16 protein-coding genes are annotated in these 19234 nt (G+C 59.2%); 11 read left to right on the top strand and 5 right to left on the bottom strand.

Annotated elements, in window-relative coordinates:
* Positions 1 to 18: 18 nt before the first annotated feature.
* Positions 19 to 801 carry a TenA family transcriptional regulator gene (locus GE543_RS19940; RefSeq protein WP_003418131.1) on the top strand — a complete coding sequence of 261 codons (783 nt, stop codon included), beginning with the start codon at positions 19 to 21 and terminating at the stop codon, positions 799 to 801.
* Positions 802 to 828: 27 nt separating this feature from the next.
* On the opposite strand, the gene GE543_RS19935 is transcribed toward GE543_RS19940, so the two are convergent.
* The 5 genes from GE543_RS19935 to GE543_RS19915 all read right to left on the bottom strand — a co-directional run bounded on the left by GE543_RS19935 (position 829) and on the right by GE543_RS19915 (position 5511).
* A complete protein-coding gene (locus GE543_RS19935) occupies positions 829 to 1755 on the bottom strand; it encodes a GGDEF domain-containing protein (RefSeq protein WP_003418129.1) in 927 nt (308 codons plus the stop codon).
* 207 nt (positions 1756 to 1962) lie between these two features.
* Positions 1963 to 2709 (bottom strand): YciK family oxidoreductase, encoded by a 747-nt coding sequence (locus tag GE543_RS19930; protein WP_046236212.1) that lies wholly within the window; start codon positions 2707 to 2709, stop codon positions 1963 to 1965.
* 12 nt (positions 2710 to 2721) lie between these two features.
* A complete protein-coding gene (mupP, locus tag GE543_RS19925; protein WP_003418124.1) occupies positions 2722 to 3393 on the bottom strand; it encodes an N-acetylmuramic acid 6-phosphate phosphatase MupP in 672 nt (223 codons plus the stop codon).
* A gap of 3 nt (positions 3394 to 3396) precedes the next feature.
* Positions 3397 to 4095 carry a bifunctional 2-polyprenyl-6-hydroxyphenol methylase/3-demethylubiquinol 3-O-methyltransferase UbiG gene (gene ubiG, locus GE543_RS19920; RefSeq protein ID WP_003369710.1) on the bottom strand — a complete coding sequence of 233 codons (699 nt, stop codon included), beginning with the start codon at positions 4093 to 4095 and terminating at the stop codon, positions 3397 to 3399.
* Positions 4096 to 4179: 84 nt separating this feature from the next.
* Complete coding sequence (locus GE543_RS19915) at positions 4180 to 5511, bottom strand: TRZ/ATZ family hydrolase (RefSeq protein ID WP_153222209.1); 1332 nt, start codon at positions 5509 to 5511, stop codon at positions 4180 to 4182.
* 120 nt (positions 5512 to 5631) lie between these two features.
* On the opposite strand from GE543_RS19915, the gene mtnA reads away from it, so the two are divergent.
* The 10 genes from mtnA (at position 5632) to GE543_RS19865 (ending at position 19066) form a co-directional block, all read left to right on the top strand.
* The gene (mtnA, locus tag GE543_RS19910) at positions 5632 to 6708 is read left to right on the top strand and encodes an S-methyl-5-thioribose-1-phosphate isomerase (RefSeq protein ID WP_065088655.1); all 1077 of its coding nucleotides are present in this window, start codon (positions 5632 to 5634) and stop codon (positions 6706 to 6708) included.
* A gap of 304 nt (positions 6709 to 7012) precedes the next feature.
* Positions 7013 to 9790, top strand: coding sequence for a DNA gyrase subunit A (gene gyrA, locus GE543_RS19905; RefSeq protein WP_003418115.1), 2778 nt, complete (start codon positions 7013 to 7015; stop codon positions 9788 to 9790).
* 204 nt (positions 9791 to 9994) lie between these two features.
* Positions 9995 to 11080, top strand: a complete 1086-nt coding sequence (gene serC / locus GE543_RS19900) for a 3-phosphoserine/phosphohydroxythreonine transaminase (protein WP_003393775.1) — start codon at positions 9995 to 9997, stop codon at positions 11078 to 11080.
* Positions 11080 to 12174, top strand: coding sequence for a prephenate dehydratase (gene pheA / locus GE543_RS19895; protein ID WP_003404232.1), 1095 nt, complete (start codon positions 11080 to 11082; stop codon positions 12172 to 12174). Before serC ends, pheA begins: the two co-directional genes overlap by 1 nt.
* Positions 12175 to 12231: 57 nt before the next feature.
* On the top strand, positions 12232 to 13836 hold the full coding sequence (locus tag GE543_RS19890) for a prephenate dehydrogenase/arogenate dehydrogenase family protein (RefSeq protein ID WP_371927206.1): 1605 nt from the start codon (positions 12232 to 12234) through the stop codon (positions 13834 to 13836).
* A complete protein-coding gene (gene cmk / locus GE543_RS19885) occupies positions 13833 to 14522 on the top strand; it encodes a (d)CMP kinase (RefSeq protein WP_002554563.1) in 690 nt (229 codons plus the stop codon). The genes GE543_RS19890 and cmk overlap by 4 nt, the downstream gene beginning before the upstream one ends.
* Positions 14523 to 14643: 121 nt before the next feature.
* The gene (gene rpsA, locus GE543_RS19880; RefSeq protein ID WP_002554562.1) at positions 14644 to 16335 is read left to right on the top strand and encodes a 30S ribosomal protein S1; all 1692 of its coding nucleotides are present in this window, start codon (positions 14644 to 14646) and stop codon (positions 16333 to 16335) included.
* Positions 16336 to 16656: 321 nt separating this feature from the next.
* Positions 16657 to 16953 carry an integration host factor subunit beta gene (ihfB, locus tag GE543_RS19875; RefSeq protein ID WP_002554561.1) on the top strand — a complete coding sequence of 99 codons (297 nt, stop codon included), beginning with the start codon at positions 16657 to 16659 and terminating at the stop codon, positions 16951 to 16953.
* A 24-nt stretch (positions 16954 to 16977) separates the two neighbouring features.
* Complete coding sequence (locus GE543_RS19870; protein ID WP_032699275.1) at positions 16978 to 17220, top strand: lipopolysaccharide assembly protein LapA domain-containing protein; 243 nt, start codon at positions 16978 to 16980, stop codon at positions 17218 to 17220.
* Between the two features lie 412 nt (positions 17221 to 17632).
* Positions 17633 to 19066 carry an MBL fold metallo-hydrolase gene (locus tag GE543_RS19865; RefSeq protein ID WP_153222208.1) on the top strand — a complete coding sequence of 478 codons (1434 nt, stop codon included), beginning with the start codon at positions 17633 to 17635 and terminating at the stop codon, positions 19064 to 19066.
* Positions 19067 to 19234: the final 168 nt, after the last annotated feature.

Raw genomic sequence — 19234 nt, 5'->3', positions numbered from 1 at the left:
TCATAAGGAGATACCCCAGTGATCGACGCTTTCGAAAGAACCGGTCCGCTCATGGAAGCCAGCAGTTATCCGGCCTGGGCGCAGCAGTTGATCAAGGATTGCAGCGCTGCAAAAGCACGGGTGGTCGAGCACGAGCTGTACCAGCAGATGCGTGACGCAAAGTTGAGTCCGCAGATCATGCGCCATTACCTGATCGGCGGGTGGCCAGTCGTCGAGCAATTTGCCGTGTACATGGCCAAGAACCTCACCAAGACCCGTTTCGGTCGTCACCCGGGTGAAGACATGGCGCGCCGCTGGCTGATGCGCAATATCCGCGTCGAACTCAATCATGCCGACTACTGGGTGAACTGGTGTGCGGCCCATGGGGTGACGCTTGAAGACTTGCACGATCAACGGGTAGCGCCCGAGTTGCACGCGCTGAGCCACTGGTGCTGGCAGACCAGCTCATCGGATTCGCTGGCCGTGGCGATGGCGGCTACCAACTACGCCATTGAGGGGGCGACCGGCGAATGGTCTGCCGTGGTCTGCTCCAGCGGTGTGTACGCCGAAGCCTTTCCTGAAGAGACCCGCAAGAAAGCCATGAAGTGGCTCAAGATGCATGCACAGTACGACGACGCGCACCCTTGGGAGGCGCTCGAGATCATTTGTACGCTGGTGGGTAACAAGCCGAGTGTGCAATTGCAGGCCGAGCTGCGTCAGGCCGTTACTAAAAGCTACGACTACATGCACCTGTTTCTTGAGCGTTGCATGCAGCTGGACAGGGTCAAGCCGCGAGGACGTGTTGCCGCGCTGGAGGCGTAGGGACGGGCGAGAAGGCGGGAGAGAGAGCTAGCTGGCCATGGCGATACGATTGCGGCCTTCGCGCTTGGCGACGTACAGCGCATTATCGGCACGGCGCAGCAGGCTGTCGGCTGTCTCAGTCGGCAGCAGTGTCGAGCAACCCAGGCTGACAGTCATGGTCAATGCCGGGCTAAGCTCGCGAAACTCGAGATTACGCACGGCCTGGCACAGCCGCTTGCCAATCAGTTCGGCAGAATCGGCGCCGGTGTTGGACAGAATCACTACGAACTCTTCACCGCCATAGCGGAACACCCGATCGATATTGCGCAGTTGCGCTTTCAGGCTCTGCGCGACGGTTTTCAGCACATCGTCACCGGTGTGATGACCGTATTCATCATTCACTTTCTTGAAGTGGTCGATATCCAGCATCAGCAGGGACAGGGGTTGCTTGTGGCGACGTGAAATTTCGATTTCACGGGCCAGGCCCTGATCCATGGCGATGCGGTTGCCGGTGCTGGTCAGCGGGTCACGCAGGGCAGTTTGTGTGGCAATGCGGTACAGCAGCGCATTCAGCAGCGGATACACCAGGCAGACCAGCAGGGATTCGAGGTCGCTCAGTTGCCGCGTGTCGAATGGCCTGGCGCCCTGGAACTCCAGTTCGCCGATGCATTTGCCTTCGTGACGCAGGTGAAAACTGGCGCTGTCGGATGACATCTCGCCCAGACGCAGCTGCAAGTCGCTTTCGATATGTCGATACATCAGACCGCTCAATGGCAGAAACCGTTGTACGCCTTGAAAGAACAGGGTCAGTATCCGCTCGGCTTCAAGACTGGTCTGCAATTGTCGTCCAAGCTGGTAGATCAGTTCGGGCAGTGACGGGGGTGGAAGCACGGCGTCAGGTCGATTTCTAAAACCCAGGCGCTGCAGTTCAGCCGTATCGAAGTCGATTGCATGGGTCTGGGTAGGAAAATTCATCTCTTCGCTCCTCAGCACATATTGCTGGCTTGGCTGGGTTAGAGGGGACGTGGTGCCATTCGGTTCATTTTTGGCCAGACTTATTAAAATCAGTGGTTTAGCTGACGCCATCTCTCTGACAGTGGCCCCGGATCGGCAATTCCTTGACTTGAAAAGCCGCTCGAAACAGCCTTTTTGACGGTTTTCCGTCACGACGGCCTTCCCCCTTCACTGGGCATTCAATGCCTGCCCATTGATGCCTTTGCTGTCCGGCCCCATCAGGTACAGATAGACCGGCATGATCTCGTCAGGTGCCGGATTGTTCTGCGGGTTTTCGTCCGGGTAGGCCTGCGCGCGCATGCCGGTACGGGTCGCGCCTGGGTTGATGCTGTTGGTGCGGACCGTGCTGACGCCTTCCAGCTCGTCAGCGAGGGTTTGCATCAGGCCTTCGGTGGCAAACTTCGATACGCCGTAAGCGCCCCATTGCGCGCGCCCCTTGCGGCCCACGCTGCTGGAGGTGAAGGCTATCGACGCATCCTCCGAACGCTGAAGCAGCGGCAGCAGTGCCTGTGTGAGCATGAAGGTGGCATTGACGTTGACGTGCATAACCTGCATGAAGTCTTCGCCGGGCAGGTGCTCCACTGAGGTACGCGGGCCGATGATCGAGGCGTTGTGCAGCAGCCCGTCAAGACGGCCGACTGTGCGCTCGATCATGGTCGCCAGCGCGTGGTACTGCGCAGGGTCGGTGCTTTGCAGATCGAAGGGTATGACCAGCGGCTGCGGCTGCGGCTGGCCTGCTGCTTTTATCTCGTCATGGACCTGCGCCAGGCTGGCTTCGGTCCTGCCCAGCAGCAGGACGGTGGCGCCATGTGCTGCGTAGGCTTTGGCGGCTGCGGCACCGATGCCGCGAGCGGCGCCGGTAACCAGAATGATCCGGCCCTTGAGCAGTTCCGGGTGCGCGGAGTAATCAAACATGTAGAGCCTCGTTCAGCAACTGCACAGTGCGTTATCCAGCACCTTGCGCAATTCCAGCGGATGATCGACCACCACGTCGGCGCCCCAGTGGTCGGGGTTGTCGTCGGGGTGGATGTAGCCGTAGCGCACGGCGGCGGTCTTTGTGCCAGCGTCGCGCCCGGACTCGATGTCGCGCAGATCGTCGCCTACGAACAGAACGCTGGCCGGGTCCAGGTCAAGCATCCGGCAGGCCAGAATCATCGGTTCCGGGTGTGGCTTGCTGTGTGTGACATGGTCCGGGCAGATCAGTAGCGCCGAGCGTTCCGCCAGGCCGAGGCGCTCCATGATGGGCTGAGCGAAGCGCACCGGTTTGTTGGTCACCACACCCCAGATCAGACCAGCCTTCTCGATGTCGGCCAGCAGTTCGTCCATGCCGTCGAACAGTTTGCTGTGGACGGCGCAGTCACGCTGATAGCGTTCCAGAAACTCCAGACGCAACGCCTCGAATTGTGGGTCTTCGGGGGACATCGCAAAGCTGGCCGCGACCATGGCTCTGGCGCCGCCGGAAACTTCATCGCGGATCAGTTTGTCCGGTACCGCAGGCAGGTTGCGATCGGCGAGCATCGCCTGGGCAATGGCGATGAAGTCCGGTGCGGTGTCGAGCAAGGTGCCGTCCATGTCGAATAAAACCGCTCTCAGGCGCATCTGTCATGCCTCCCGCAGGGTCTGGATCATGTAGTTGACGCCGACGTCGGAGGTCAGCTTGTAATGCTTGGTCAGCGGGTTGTAGGTCAGGCCGATGACGTCCTTGACCTGCAGGCCGGCGTCACGGCTCCAGGCGCCCAGCTCGGAAGGGCGGATGAATTTCTTGAAGTCGTGGGTGCCGCGTGGCAGCAGGTTGAGGATGTATTCGGCGCCGACCACCGCGAACAGATAGGCTTTCGGGTTGCGGTTGATGGTCGAGAAGAACACCTGGCCGCCTGGCTTGACCATGCGATAGCAGGCGCGGATCACCGAGGAGGGGTCCGGCACGTGCTCGAGCATTTCCAGGCAGGTCACTACATCGTATTGCTCGGGCATTTCTTCGGCCATGTCCTCGGCGGTGATCTGTCGATACTCAACGCTGACACCCGATTCGAGCTGATGCAGCTGCGCGACGGCCAGCGGCGCTTCGCCCATGTCGATGCCGGTCACCGTGGCGCCGCGCAGGGCCATCGCCTCGCTGAGGATGCCGCCGCCGCAGCCGACGTCCAGCACCTTCTTGCCCGCCAGGCCGACACGCTCGTCGATCCAGTTGACGCGCAGCGGGTTGATGTCATGCAGCGGCTTGAATTCGCTTTCGCGGTCCCACCAGCGATGGGCCAGGGCCTCGAATTTGGCGATTTCTGCGCGGTCGACGTTGCTCATGGGTGTCCCTCTTGAACTCAAAATTCTTTTCATCAGTCAGGCTTATAGATAAGCCTGACTGGCATGTGTTCGGTCCGAATCGAATTATTCGGCTTTACCGGAAATACGCTGGCCCCACGCAATCGCGGTGTCGCGCAGAGCGTGTTCATCCATACGAGTCAGCTGGCGAGCGTCGAGCAATTGCTTGCCGGCCACCCAGACATGGCTGACGCAATCGCGGCCAGTGGCATATATAAGCTGCGATACCGGGTCGTAGATCGGTTGCTGGGCCAGACCCGACAGGTCGAAAGCGACCATGTCCGCCGCCTTGCCGATCTCCAGCGAGCCGGTCTCGGCCTGAATACCCAGGGCGCGAGCGCCGTTCAGCGTCGCCATGCGCAACGCGCGGTGTGCATCCAGCGCCGTGGCCGAACCGGCAACAGCCTTGGCCAGCAAGGCGGCGGTGCGGGTTTCGCCGAGCAGGTCCAGGTCATTGTTGCTGGCGGCGCCGTCGGTGCCCACTGCAACGTTCACACCCGCCTGCCACAGTCGCTCGACCGGGCAGAAACCGCTGGCCAGCTTTAGATTGGATTCCGGGCAATGAATGACGCTGGTATTGCTTTCCACCAGCAGGGCCAGATCGTCGTCGCTGATCTGCGTCATGTGCACGGCCTGGAAGCGCGGCCCGAGCATGCCCAGTCGGTTGAGGCGGGCAAGAGGGCGTTCCTGGCGCTGTTCGACAGCCTGCTCGACTTCAAATGCGGTCTCGTGGACGTGCATCTGGATCGTGGCGTCCAACTCGTCGGCAATCACCCGGACCTTCTCCAGGTTCTCATCGCTCACGGTATAGGGCGCATGCGGGCCGAAGGCGATCTTGATGCGTGGATGGTGAGCGAGGTCGTTGAACAGTTCGATGCCGTTGTGCAGGGCTTCAGCCGTGGTGTGGGCACCTGGAATCGGAAAATCCAGCACCGGGACGGTGATCTGCGCACGCATGCCGCTGGCGTGGACGCGTTCGGCGGCCACCTTGGGGTAGAAGTACATGTCGGAGAAACAGGTGATGCCGCCCTTGAGCTGCTCGGCGATGGCCAGGTCTGTGCCGTCACGTACGAAGTCTTCATCCACCCACTTGCCTTCGGCAGGCCAGATGTGGTCCTGCAGCCAGGTCATCAGTGGCAGGTCGTCGGCCAGCCCGCGAAACAGGGTCATCGCCGCATGGCCGTGGGCGTTGATCAGGCCGGGGCTGAGCAGCATGCCGGGCAGTTCCTGCACCTGCACGGCGTTTTGCCGCAGCGCTTCGGCGCGTGGACCGATATAGACGATACAGCCATCGCGGATGCCGATGCCGTGGTCCTTGAGCACGACGCCTGCGGGCTCGACCGGCACCAGCCAGGCGGGCAGGAGCAAAAGGTCGAGCGGTGCTGTAGCGTTCGGCATGAGAAGGTTTCCATCGTTTATTACGTTGATGACGAAGTATACCCGAGCGTCTTCGCAGGCGGCTCGCTATAATCAGCGGCTTTTGATGCTGGGTTTCGGATGTTCAAGATGGAGTTGGCGATGCGCGATCGAATGTTGGCTGCAGAGAAAGTTAAGGCCATCGATTGGCGAGACGACGCTCTGTACCTGCTGGACCAGCGGGTACTGCCGTTCGAGGAAGTCTGGCACCGCTATACCACCGCCGAGGGAGTCGCCGAAGCGATTCGCACGATGGTCGTGCGCGGCGCGCCCGCTATCGGCATCAGTGCTGCCTATGGTGCGGTGCTGGCCGCACGTGCGCGTATCGCGCAAGGTGCAGACTGGTATCCGGCGCTGGAAGAGGACTTGCAGTTGCTGGCCGATTCGCGCCCGACGGCAGTGAATCTGTTCTGGGCGCTGAACCGGATGCGTGATCGTCTGATGCGCGTCAAGGACGGCGATGACCCACTGGCGGCCCTTGAGGCCGAAGCCGTGGCGATTCACCTGAGCGACCGCGAGGCCAATCTGACTATGGCGCAGCTGGGCGCCGACCTGATCCGCAAGCATCAGGGCAATCTGCAGACGGTGCTCACCCACTGCAATACCGGGGCGCTGGCCACTGGGGGCTTTGGCACGGCGCTGGGCGTGATCCGTGCGGCGCATCTGGAAGGCATGATCGAGCGGGTCTACGCCGACGAAACCCGGCCCTGGCTGCAGGGCTCGCGTCTGACCGCATGGGAGCTGGCCAATGAAGGCATCCCGGTGACCCTGAACGCAGATTCCGCCGCCGCGCACCTGATGCGCACCAAGGGCATCACCTGGGTCATCGTTGGCGCCGACCGCATCACCGCCAACGGCGACGTGGCGAACAAGATCGGTACCTATCAGCTCGCTGTTGCCGCCATGCACCACGGGGTGCGCTTCATGGTGGTCGCACCGAGCTCGACCATCGACATGGACATGGCCAGTGGCGACGACATCATCATCGAAGAGCGCGACGGCCGCGAACTGCTTGAAGTGGGCGGTCAGCGGGTAGGCGCCGAAGTCGAGGCATTCAACCCGGTGTTCGATGTGACGCCGGCAGACCTGATCGACGCCATCGTGACCGAAAAGGGCATCGTCGAGCGTCCCGATACCGCGCGCATGGCTCAATTGATGAGCCGTAAACACCTCCACTGAGGTCGACAGGCCCGACCCTTCGCCGCTGTGCAATGCGGCTGGACGGGCCTGTAAGCGTTTCTCAGGCGTGTTATGTGTCTGTGGCTTGCTTTCAGCGCCTGCAAAGGATGTGAGCGCCTCGGCGATTGTGGTAATATCCGGCGGTTATCGGGGACACTGATTGTGGTCGCCCACGCTGCGTAGATTCATGGCATAACTCGTTGATTTGTCGTAAGTCGCTGCCCTGCACATGCTGGCAGCGGCGAGCTTCGTATACCCCGAATGGGTTTGCGAGGTTTCACCAGAAAAAGGAATCAGGCTTCTCATGGGCGAACTGGCCAAAGAAATCCTCCCGGTCAATATCGAAGACGAGCTGAAGCAGTCCTACCTCGACTACGCAATGAGCGTAATCGTCGGTCGCGCACTGCCCGATGCACGCGATGGCTTGAAGCCCGTGCACCGGCGCGTGTTGTTCGCAATGAGCGAGCTGGGTAACGACTGGAACAAGCCGTACAAGAAATCCGCCCGTGTGGTTGGTGACGTGATCGGTAAGTATCACCCGCACGGCGACACCGCCGTGTACGACACCATCGTTCGTATGGCTCAGCCATTCTCGCTGCGCTACCTGCTGGTAGACGGTCAGGGCAACTTCGGTTCGGTCGACGGCGACAACGCTGCCGCCATGCGATACACCGAAGTGCGCATGACCAAGCTGGCGCACGAGCTGCTGGCCGACCTGCACAAGGAAACCGTGGACTGGGTGCCGAACTACGACGGCACCGAGATGATCCCGGCGGTCATGCCGACCCGTATTCCCAACCTGCTGGTCAACGGTTCCAGCGGTATCGCTGTGGGCATGGCGACCAACATTCCGCCGCACAACCTCGGTGAAGTCATCGACGGTTGCCTGGCACTGATCGACAACCCCGAGTTGACGATCGACGAGTTGATGCAATACATCCCCGGTCCGGATTTCCCGACCGCGGCGATCATCAACGGTCGCGCCGGCATCATCGAAGCCTATCGCACGGGCCGTGGACGCATTTACATGCGTGCCCGCTCCATCGTCGAAGACATCGACAAGGTGGGCGGTCGCCAGCAGATCGTCATCACCGAGCTGCCTTACCAGCTGAACAAGGCACGTCTGATCGAGAAGATCGCCGAGCTGGTCAAGGAAAAGAAACTCGAAGGCATCACCGAACTGCGCGACGAGTCCGACAAGGACGGTATGCGCGTGGTCATCGAGCTGCGTCGCGGCGAAGTGCCTGAGGTTATCCTCAACAACCTCTACGCCCAGACCCAGCTGCAAAGCGTTTTCGGTATCAACATCGTTGCCCTGATCGACGGTCGTCCGCGCATTCTGAACCTCAAGGATCTGCTGGAAGCCTTCGTTCGTCACCGCCGCGAAGTGGTGACCCGTCGTACCGTCTTCGAACTGCGCAAAGCGCGCGAGCGTGGCCACATCCTTGAAGGTCAGGCCGTTGCGCTGTCCAACATCGATCCGGTCATCGCCCTCATCAAGGCCTCTCCGACACCTGCCGAAGCCAAGGAAGCGTTGATCAAGACGCCTTGGGAGTCGAGCGCAGTGGTCGAGATGGTCGAGCGTGCCGGTGCCGATTCGTGCCGCCCCGAGAACCTCGATCCGCAATACGGTCTGCGTGAAGGCAAGTATTTCCTGTCGCCGGAACAGGCTCAGGCCATTCTGGAGCTGCGTCTGCACCGCCTGACCGGTCTCGAGCACGAGAAGCTGCTGGGCGAGTACCAGGAAATCCTCAATCAGATCGGCGAGCTGATCCGCATCCTGAACAGCGCAACGCGCCTGATGGAAGTGATCCGCGAAGAGCTGGAACTGATCCGCTCCGAATACGGCGATGCCCGTCGCACCGAAATTCTCGATGCGCGTCTGGACCTGACGCTGGGTGACCTGATCACCGAAGAAGAGCGTGTCGTCACTATTTCCCACGGCGGCTATGCCAAGACTCAGCCATTGGCGGTCTATCAGGCTCAGCGTCGCGGCGGCAAGGGCAAGTCGGCCACCGGCATCAAGGATGAGGACTACATCGCTCACCTGCTGGTCGCCAACAGCCACACCACGCTGCTGATGTTCTCCAGCAAGGGCAAGGTCTACTGGCTCAAGACCTACGAGATTCCGGAAGCGTCCCGCGCTGCCCGTGGTCGTCCGCTGGTCAACCTGTTGCCGTTGAGCGACGGCGAATACATCACCACCATGCTGCCGGTCGATCTCGAAGCCATGCGCAAGCGTGCCGATGAAGAAGGCGAAGCCCTGGAAGGCGAGCTGGACGACGCGGAAAACAGCAGCGAGACCGAAGAAGAGCGCAAGGCCCGTATCAAGGCTGCCGACAAGAAGAAGGCTCCGTTCATCTTCATGTCCACCGCCAACGGTACCGTCAAGAAGACCCCGCTGGTTGCATTCAGCCGTCAGCGCAGCTCGGGCCTCATCGCCCTCGAACTGGACGAGGGCGACATCCTGATCTCTGCAGCCATTACCGATGGCGAGCAGGAAATCATGCTGTTCTCCGACGGTGGCAAGGTGACCCGCTTCAAGGAATCCGACGTACGCGCCATGGGCCGTACCGCCCGCGGTGTTCGTGGTATGCGTCTGCCAGAAGGGCAAAAGCTGATTTCGATGCTGATCCCGGAAGAAGGCAGCCAGATTCTGACCGCTTCCGAGCGCGGCTACGGCAAGCGTACGGCCATTTCCGAGTTCCCTGAGTACAAGCGCGGCGGTCAGGGCGTCATCGCCATGGTCAGCAACGAGCGTAACGGCCGTCTGGTCGGCGCGGTTCAGGTGCTCGATGGCGAAGAAATCATGCTGATTTCCGACCAGGGCACGCTGGTTCGTACCCGCGTCGGCGAAGTCTCCAGTCTGGGTCGTAACACCCAGGGCGTTACCCTGATCAAGCTGGCCAGCGACGAGAAGCTGGTTGGTCTGGAGCGTGTTCAGGAGCCGTCGGAAGTCGAAGGCGAAGAGCTTGAGGGTGAGCTTGTCGACGGCGTGATCGTCGATGCCGCTGAAGTGGACGATGCCGGTGAAGACCTGCAGGCGGATGCTGCGTCAGACGAAGACGAACCACAGAACTAAACGGTAACGTAAATCAGGTAAGGGCTGGCTCGTCTGTGCATGCATCTGCATTCCAGGCAAGTCCAGCCCTTGCAGCATTCGGCCAGCCCGGCGGCCGGATCAAGATTCCCGCAAGGAGCTGCCAGTCGCTGCGGCGTCTGTCTGCTCGTGGCAAGCAACCAGAAACAAGCGCGTACAGACCCAACGTATTTGACGAGAGTGGATATGAGCAAGCGAGCCTTTAACTTCTGCGCAGGTCCTGCTGCGCTTCCTGAAGCTGTTCTGCTGCGTGCCCAGGCGGAACTCCTCGACTGGCATGGCAAAGGCCTTTCCGTCATGGAAATGAGCCACCGCAGTGATGAGTTCGTCTCCATTGCCACCAAGGCCGAGCAGGATCTGCGTGACCTGCTGTCCATTCCTTCGAATTACAAAGTGTTGTTCCTGCAAGGCGGTGCCAGCCAGCAGTTCGCCCAGATTGCGCTGAACCTGCTGCCTGAAAACGGCAAGGCTGATTACATCGACACCGGCATCTGGTCGCAGAAGGCTATCGACGAGGCGTCGCGTTACGGCGCAATCAACGTCGCGGCCAGCGCCAAGGCCTACGATTACTTTGCGATTCCCGGCCAGAACGAGTGGAAGCTGTCCAAGGACGCGGCTTACGTCCACTACGCGCCAAACGAAACCATTGGCGGCCTGGAATTCAACTGGATTCCGGAAACCGGCGACGTGCCCCTGGTGGCCGACATGTCTTCGGACATCCTCTCGCGTCCGCTGGATATCTCGCGTTTCGGCATGATTTACGCCGGCGCTCAGAAGAACATCGGCCCCAGCGGCATCGTGGTGGTGATCATTCGCGAAGACCTGCTGGGCCGCGCGCGCTCGCTGTGCCCGACCATGCTCGACTACAAGGTCGCGGCCGACAATGGCTCGATGTACAACACGCCGCCGACCCTGGCCTGGTACCTGTCCGGGCTGGTGTTCGAATGGCTGAAAGAGCAGGGCGGTGTCGAAGCGATCGGCAAGCGCAACGAAATCAAGCAGCGCACGCTGTATGACTTCATCGACGCCAGCGAGCTGTACAGCAACCCGATCAACAAGCCTGATCGTTCGTGGATGAACGTTCCGTTCCGTCTGGCTGACGATCGTCTCGACAAGCCGTTCCTGGCCGGTGCCGATGCAAACGGCCTGCTTAACCTCAAGGGCCATCGCTCGGTGGGTGGCATGCGTGCATCCATCTACAACGCAATCGATATCAACGCTATCAACGCGCTGGTGGCCTACATGAAAGACTTCGAGAAGGAGCACGGCTGATGTCCGAGCAAGAACTCAAGGCGCTTCGCGTCCGTATCGACAGCCTCGATGAGAAGGTTCTGGAACTGATCAGTGAGCGTGCCCGCTGTGCCCAGGAAGTGGCCAGGGTCAAGATGTCCTCGCTGGCTGAAGGCGAAGTGCCTGTGTTCTATCGTCCGGAGCGCGAAGCTGCGGTGCTCAGGCGAGTCATGGAACGCAATCGCGGACCGTTGAGCAACGAAGAAATGGCGCGTCTGTTCCGCGAAATCATGTCTTCCTGCCTGGCGCTGGAACAGCCGCTCAAGGTTGCCTATCTTGGCCCTGAGGGGACGTTCACCCAGGCCGCTGCGATGAAGCATTTCGGCCACGCCGTCATCAGTCTGCCGATGGCTGCAATTGACGAAGTGTTTCGCGAAGTGGTCGCCGGTGCTGTGAATTTCGGCGTGGTTCCGGTGGAAAACTCCACCGAAGGCGCGGTCAATCACACCCTCGACAGCTTTCTTGAACACGACATGGTGATCTGCGGCGAAGTCGAATTGCGCATTCACCACCATCTGCTGGTGGGCGAAAGCACCAAGACGGAAAGCATCACGCGCATCTATTCTCATGCCCAGTCACTGGCTCAGTGCCGTAAATGGCTGGATGCCCATTACCCGAATGTCGAGCGCGTCGCCGTTGCCAGCAACGCCGAAGCCGCCAAGCGGGTCAAGGGCGAGTGGAACTCGGCGGCCATCGCCGGCGATATGGCGGCAGGTCTGTATGGCCTGACCCGTCTGGCAGAAAAGATCGAAGATCGTCCAGACAATTCCACGCGCTTTCTCATTATCGGCAATCAGGAAGTCCCGCCGACCGGCGATGACAAGACGTCCATTATTGTGTCGATGAGCAACAAGCCCGGCGCGCTGCACGAGCTGCTGGTGCCGTTTCACGAGAATGGCCTGGACCTGACGCGTATCGAGACCCGTCCTTCGCGCAGCGGCAAGTGGACCTACGTGTTCTTCATTGACTTCGTCGGCCATCACAAGGATCCGCTGGTCAAGGCCGTGCTGGAGCAAATCAGCAGCGAAGCCGTCGCCTTGAAGGTGTTGGGTTCTTACCCGAAGGCGGTTCTCTGAGGGTGCGGTCCATGATTCGTATGTTTTTTACCTTGCCGGGCTGTCAGGTGTGTTCGCGTGGTTGATGTGATTGCAGAGCCGTCGGTACGGCCGGTGATCGGTCGTCTGGTGGTCGTCGGACTCGGGCTGATCGGTGGTTCATTTGCCAAGGGTGTGCGCGAAAGCGGCCTGTGTCGCGAGGTGGTCGGCGTCGACCTCGATCCGCAGTCGCGACAGCTGGCGGTCGAGCTGGGGGTCGTGGACCGTTGTGAGGCTGACCTTGCCACCGCCTGCCGTGGCGCGGACGTGATTCAACTGGCGGTGCCGATACTGGCCATGGAAAAGCTGCTTGGGCTGCTGGCGCCGATCGATCTGGGTCATGCAATCCTGACCGACGTCGGCAGCGCCAAAGGCAATGTGGTGAGGGCTGCACGTCAGGCGTTCGGGCACATGCCGTCGCGCTTCGTGCCTGGCCATCCGATTGCCGGTTCCGAGCAGAGCGGCGTCGAGGCCTCCAATGCGGCGCTGTTTCGTCGTCATAAGGTCATTCTCACGCCGCTGGCTGAAACCGATTCCCAGGCGGTGGCGATTGTCGACCAGTTGTGGTCAGCCCTTGGGGCCGACGTAGAGCACATGCAGGTCGAGCGCCACGACGAGGTGCTGGCTGCCACCAGCCATCTGCCGCATCTGCTGGCATTCGGTCTGGTCGATTCGCTGGCCAAGCGCAACGAAAACCTGGACATATTCAGGTATGCCGCAGGCGGGTTTCGTGACTTCACGCGCATCGCAGGCAGCGATCCGACCATGTGGCACGACATTTTCATGGCCAACCGTGATGCCGTACTGCGCACTCTGGACAGCTTTCGCACCGATCTCGACGCCTTGCGTGACGCGGTGGATGCCGGTGATGGCGCGCAGTTGATGGATGTATTTACCCGTGCACGCGCCGCGAGGGAGCACTTCGGCAGAATTCTCGCCAGCCGTGCCCGTGTCGATAGCGCCGCTGGCGAGCCTCGTGCAGTTCACGGCGGGCCTGCGGAGGGTGTCAGTCATCGCATCAAAGGGCCGGTAGATTTGACGTCAGCGGTGCTGTTCATGGTCGCGACGTCGATCAGTGAAGGCTGCGACCTGCTGCTGGAGGACGTTCCCGTCAGTTCCTCATGCGAGGGTGCGATCGATATTTTGCGCCTGATGGGCGGCGATATCGTGCTGCAGAACGTCCGCAAGCTGGCGGATGAAACGGTCGCTGACCTGCATGTTCGCTCGGCCCGGCTCAAAGGCGCTGACATCCCGGAAGCACTGGTGCCGCTGGCGCTGAATGCATTTCCGGTGCTTCTTGTTGCCGCAGCCTGTGCAGAAGGGCGTACCATTCTGCGCGGCGCGCAGGCTCTGCAAGCCGACGAGTCGGAGTGCGTCAGGCTGATGGCTGACGGTTTGCTGGTGCTCGGCATCGAGGCCGAGCCCGTGCTGGATGGCATCATTATCGAAGGCGGTGTGCCGGGTGGCGGCGAGGTGGATGCTCGCGGTGATCAGCGTATCGTCATGGCGTTTCGCGTTGCATCGTTGAGGGCTTCGGCACCCATCCGTATCCAGGCGTGCGCGGATGCCGCCGCATTGTTTCCCCATTTTCTGGCGCTGTGCGCTCAAGTTGGCATGCGTGTAGCGCAAGAGGACAAAAAGTGAAAATCAAAGCTCCTGTTATTACCATCGACGGACCCAGCGGTTCCGGAAAGGGCACGGTTGCCGGATTGCTGGCCAGGAAACTCGGCTGGTGCCTGCTCGACTCCGGTGCGCTGTATCGCCTGCTGGCTTTCGCGGCGCGCAATCACGGTGTCGACCTGACCAATGAAGAAGCGCTCAAGCTTCTGGCCGCTCATCTGGATGTTCAGTTCGAAGCGACTGCGGCAGGGCAGGGGCAGCGCATCATTCTGGAAGGCGAGGACGTCACCCACGCCATTCGCAACGAACAGGTCGGCAGCGGCGCATCGCAGGTGGCCTCGCTGCCGGCGGTGCGCGATGCGTTGCTGTTGCGCCAGCGCGCGTTTCAGGAAGAGCCGGGCCTGGTCGCGGATGGTCGCGACATGGGCACCGTGGTCTTCCCGGATGCCCCGTTGAAGATATTCCTCACCGCCAGTGCCGAGGAACGTGCGCGTCGACGTTACTTGCAGTTGAAGGCCAAGGGCGATGATGTTAGTCTGTCGAGTCTGCTAGATGAGATATGTGCACGCGACGAGCGTGACACCCAGCGAGCGGTAGCACCGTTGAAGCCGGCGCACGACGCCATACAGCTGGATTCCACTGAATTGTCCATCGAACAGGTGCTGGAACGCATTCTGAGTGAAATCGCGCTTCGCGGTATTGCCGGATGACGAAGAGGCGTGTGGGAGACCAGTCATAGTCCCGCAGGCTTTCTTTTACTTGAACGAAACCCACGTTGTCTGGAGCGTGGCAGATGGGCGTATTCTTCGCCCTTGATCAACAGGAATTAAAATGAGCGAAAGCTTTGCAGAACTTTTTGAAGAAAGCCTAAAGACCCTCAACCTTCAGGCCGGTTCGATCATCACCGCGATCATCGTTGATATCGACTACCAGGCAGGTTGGGTTACGGTTCACGCCGGTCTGAAATCTGAAGGCCTCATCCCGCTGGAACAGTTCCACAACGACGCTGGCGAGCTGACCATCAAGATCGGTGATGAAGTTCACGTTGCGCTGGACGCGGTCGAAGATGGCTTTGGCGAAACCAAGCTGTCCCGCGAAAAAGCCAAGCGTGCCGAGTGCTGGATCGTTCTGGAAGCGGCTTTCGCAGCTGAAGAAGTGGTCAAGGGCGTTATCAACGGTAAGGTTAAAGGCGGCTTCACTGTCGACGTTAACGGCATCCGTGCGTTCCTGCCTGGTTCTCTGGTTGACGTCCGCCCTGTGCGTGACACGACTCACCTGGAAGGCAAAGAGCTCGAGTTCAAGGTCATCAAGCTGGACCAGAAGCGCAACAACGTTGTCGTTTCCCGTCGCAGTGTCCTGGAAGCCGAGAACAGTGCCGAGCGCGAAGCTCTGCTCGAGTCCCTGCAGGAAGGTCAGCAAGTCAAGGGTATCGTCAAGAACCTCACCGATTACGGCGCATTCGTCGATCTGGGTGGCGTCGATGGCCTGCTGCACATCACCGACATGGCCTGGAAGCGCATCAAGCATCCATCGGAAATCGTCAACGTTGGCGACGAGATCGATGTCAAGGTCCTGAAGTACGATCGCGAGCGCAATCGTGTTTCCCTGGGTCTGAAGCAACTGGGTGAAGACCCATGGGTTGCTATCAAGGCTCGCTACCCGGAAAGCACCCGCGTTACCGCGCGTGTTACCAACCTGACCGACTACGGCTGCTTCGCAGAGCTGGAAGAAGGCGTGGAAGGCCTGGTACACGTTTCCGAAATGGACTGGACCAACAAGAACATCCACCCTTCGAAAGTCGTTCAGGTTGGCGACGAAGTGGAAGTCATGGTTCTGGACATCGACGAAGAGCGTCGTCGTATCTCCCTCGGCATCAAGCAGTGCAAATCCAACCCATGGGAAGATTTCTCTGGCCAGTTCAACAAGGGCGATAAAATCTCCGGCACCATCAAGTCGATCACCGATTTCGGTATCTTCATTGGTCTGGACGGCGGCATCGACGGTCTGGTTCACCTGTCCGACATCTCCTGGAACGAAGTGGGCGAAGAAGCCGTACGTCGCTTCAAGAAGGGCGACGAGCTCGACACTGTGATCCTGTCGGTTGATCCTGAGCGTGAGCGTATCTCGCTGGGTATCAAGCAGCTGGAAAGCGATCCGTTCTCCGAGTACGTCACTGTCAATGACAAGGGCGCCATCGTTCGCGGTATCGTTAAAGAAGTTGACGCCAAAGGCGCCATCATCACTCTGGCCGACGACATCGAAGCGACCCTCAAGGCTTCCGAAATCAGCCGTGACCGCGTAGAAGACGCGCGTAACGTTCTGAAGGAAGGCGAAGAGATCGAAGCCAAGATCATCAGCGTTGACCGCAAGAGCCGCGTAATCAGCTTGTCCATCAAGTCGAAAGACGTTGAAGACGAGAAAGAAGCGATCCAGAGCCTGCGTAGCAAGCCTGAAGTCGCTGAAAGCACTGGTCCTACCACTATTGGTGACCTGCTGCGCGCGCAAATGGAAAAACAGAACTAAGTTCTGCTTGACCAAAAAAAGGACGACTTCGGTCGTCCTTTTTTGTTTCTGTCGTTCAGGCCCTGCAGGTTCGGATCTTCCTGGCTTGCTCTCACGTACAGCGTGAGTCGCAAAACGCCTCCAGTGGCCTCTCAGGCTGTCTCGTTTCGTCTATTGCTCCAGCTCTCTTCCTCTACCTCCCTCCTGTCATGTCGCTGTAATCTGTTCATGCCTGGTTAGACGGTGTTGAACATAAGTCAATAGATGGGCTGTTCAAATTCATCCGGTCATGCTAAAACCTTCCAAGCGCTGATCTAGCTGCTTGAAAAAGAAGGGAAAAATATGACGAAGTCGGAGTTGATCGAACGAATTGTCACCCATCAAGGGCTGCTCTCATCCAAGGATGTCGAGCTGGCCATCAAGACCATGCTTGAACAAATGTCCCAGTGCCTGGCAACCGGAGACCGAATCGAGATTCGGGGCTTTGGCAGCTTTTCGCTGCATTACCGCGCACCGCGGGTTGGGCGCAACCCGAAGACCGGTCAGTCGGTCAGTCTCGATGGCAAGTTTGTCCCGCATTTCAAGCCGGGCAAGGAACTGCGGGATCGGGTCAACGAGGATGAAGAAGAGGGCTTTTAAAGCCATTCACCACAGGATCACCAGATGCGTATCTTCAAACGAGTCATTTTGATCGTCGCCGTGTTGCTCGTTGTTTTGGCAACAACCGTGTTTGTGCTTGAGAACCGGCAGTCTGTTGCCGTGACGTTTTTCGGTTGGTCGGCGCCTCAGCTTCCGCTGGCATTGCCTGTTGTCCTTGCGTTGCTCGTGGGCATGATCATCGGTCCGATACTGGCATGGATAGCCAGCCTTCGTAAAAAGCGCGTACCTTCCCCTCGCTCTGTCTGAGCAGCGCTGATCAAGCGTCGTCGGAGATCGATCTGGCGACACGATGTCGCGCGTCTTTTACTCCCTTCTGTTCACGAAGCAGCAGGCGCTGCTGCTGACCTGGCGCGCTTCATTGTGTCTTCAAACGGTTTTATCGAAAAAAGAGCCTTATAATTCTGTCGGTTTATTCTTGGCTTACATGACGACTAGTTACTTCATCGTGTAGGAATATTCGCTTTTTTAATTCGTGTACCCATTTTAAAGGGGGTGCGGGTTATATTCATTTTCAGCGTCGATTACTGCTGCCCTGACAGCCTTGTGTCAAGGCTTGAAAATGAATCGTTCAAGTGCAGAATGCGCCGAAACTTAATGTCCAGACCTGATGCCGGATGTCCCGCATATTCAGAGCAGGCTGGCGAGAAAAGGTGACTGCATGTCTTATCCGCAAATCATTCATCACGGCGCTGTCGATACAGTGACGGGCTCGTGTCACCAACTGCACATGGACGCATCGAGCAGCCTGTTGATTGACTGTGGGTCGGTACAGGAGCGCGGCAGGCAATCCGGGACCGCGTCATTCGGATTCGATCCGCAGACTATCAGGGCGCTGTTGATCAGCCACGTACACAATGACCATGTCGGGCGTATTCCCGAGTTGCTGGCATCCGGTTACAAGGGGCCGATACTGTGCAGTGAGCCCAGTGCTCATCTGTTGCCACTGGTCATGGAAGATCTCCTGAAAATTGAATTTGCACACGACCCCGGGCAAGTCGCGCGCTACCTGGACGTCATCAACAAGAGAATCATCGCTCTGCCATTCAATGACTGGTTCAGCCTGGTCGACAACGAATCCGTGCATTGCCGGGTCCGTTTGCAGCGCGCCGGACACATATTGGGGTCAGCCTATATAGAATGCGATCTTCAATATCCTGACCGGGAGCGTTCTGTGCGGGTGGTGTTTTCCGGTGATCTGGGGGCGAGTCATACACCGTTTCTACCTGCGCCGAAGCCGCCCGAGCGCGCGGATGTGTTGGTGCTGGAAAGCACCTATGGCAATCGTGTTCACGAAGATCGCAACGTTCGTCAGCAAGGGCTTGAGCGCATCATAGACAAGGCGCTGGAGGATAACGGCACCGTGCTGATACCGGCGTTCAGCATCGGCCGAACCCAGGAATTGCTCTACGAACTGGAAGACATACTGCGACGCAAGGTACCGTCGACTCACTGTGCGGGAAACAGCGGGCATCCGAGTGAGGGTGACCCGGACTGGTCGAGGTTGCCGATCATCCTTGATTCGCCTCTGGCGAGTCGTTTTACCAAGGTCTATCAGTCGTTCGAAGATTATTGGGATGAGGACGCCCGGCTGAGGCTCGACATCGGCAGAAAGCCGTTGGGCTTCGAACAGCTGGTTACCGTCGACACTCATGAGGAGCACCTGCGCACGGTCAATTATCTGGCCAGCACGGCGCGTCCGGCCATCGTGATTGCCGGTAACGGCATGTGTGCCGGAGGCAGAATCGTCAACTATCTGAAAGCCATGCTCGGCGACACACGACATAATGTGGTATTTGTCGGCTATCAGGGCAAGGGAACACCGGGCGAGGCCATTCAGTTGCATGGCCCATCGGGTGGCTATGTTGAGCTGGACCGCGAGCGCTTTGATATAAAAGCCGGTGTCCACACCGCAAAAGGCTATTCTGCTCACGCCGATCAGGTCGAATTGGTCGAGTTCGTCACGGAGATGAAAGAGTGGCCGACGCAGATTCGGCTGGTGCATGGCGAAACGGCTGCGAAAAAAGTGCTGGGTAATATTCTGAGTCGTAAGTACTCGCTCGAAAAGCGCCCATTGGAACTGCTCATCCCTTGAAGGCACCATGAGCACGTTAGTTGTCGGCTGGCGTGGTAATCGACTTCTTGCAAGTGAGTCCCAGGGCGTGATTATTGCGCATTGACCTTGGTGCACGTTGAGCGTCATCTTGAAAGTTATAAAATGGATTGAACATATTTCAGTTGTCAGAAGGCGTTACTTGAGCAA

The sequence above is a fragment of the Pseudomonas sp. SZ57 genome (assembly GCF_009495975.1).
GTDB lineage: Bacteria > Pseudomonadota > Gammaproteobacteria > Pseudomonadales > Pseudomonadaceae > Aquipseudomonas > Aquipseudomonas syringae.
Note: the sequence above shows the minus strand (reverse complement) of the source record. Positions and strands in the feature narration are given on the sequence as shown.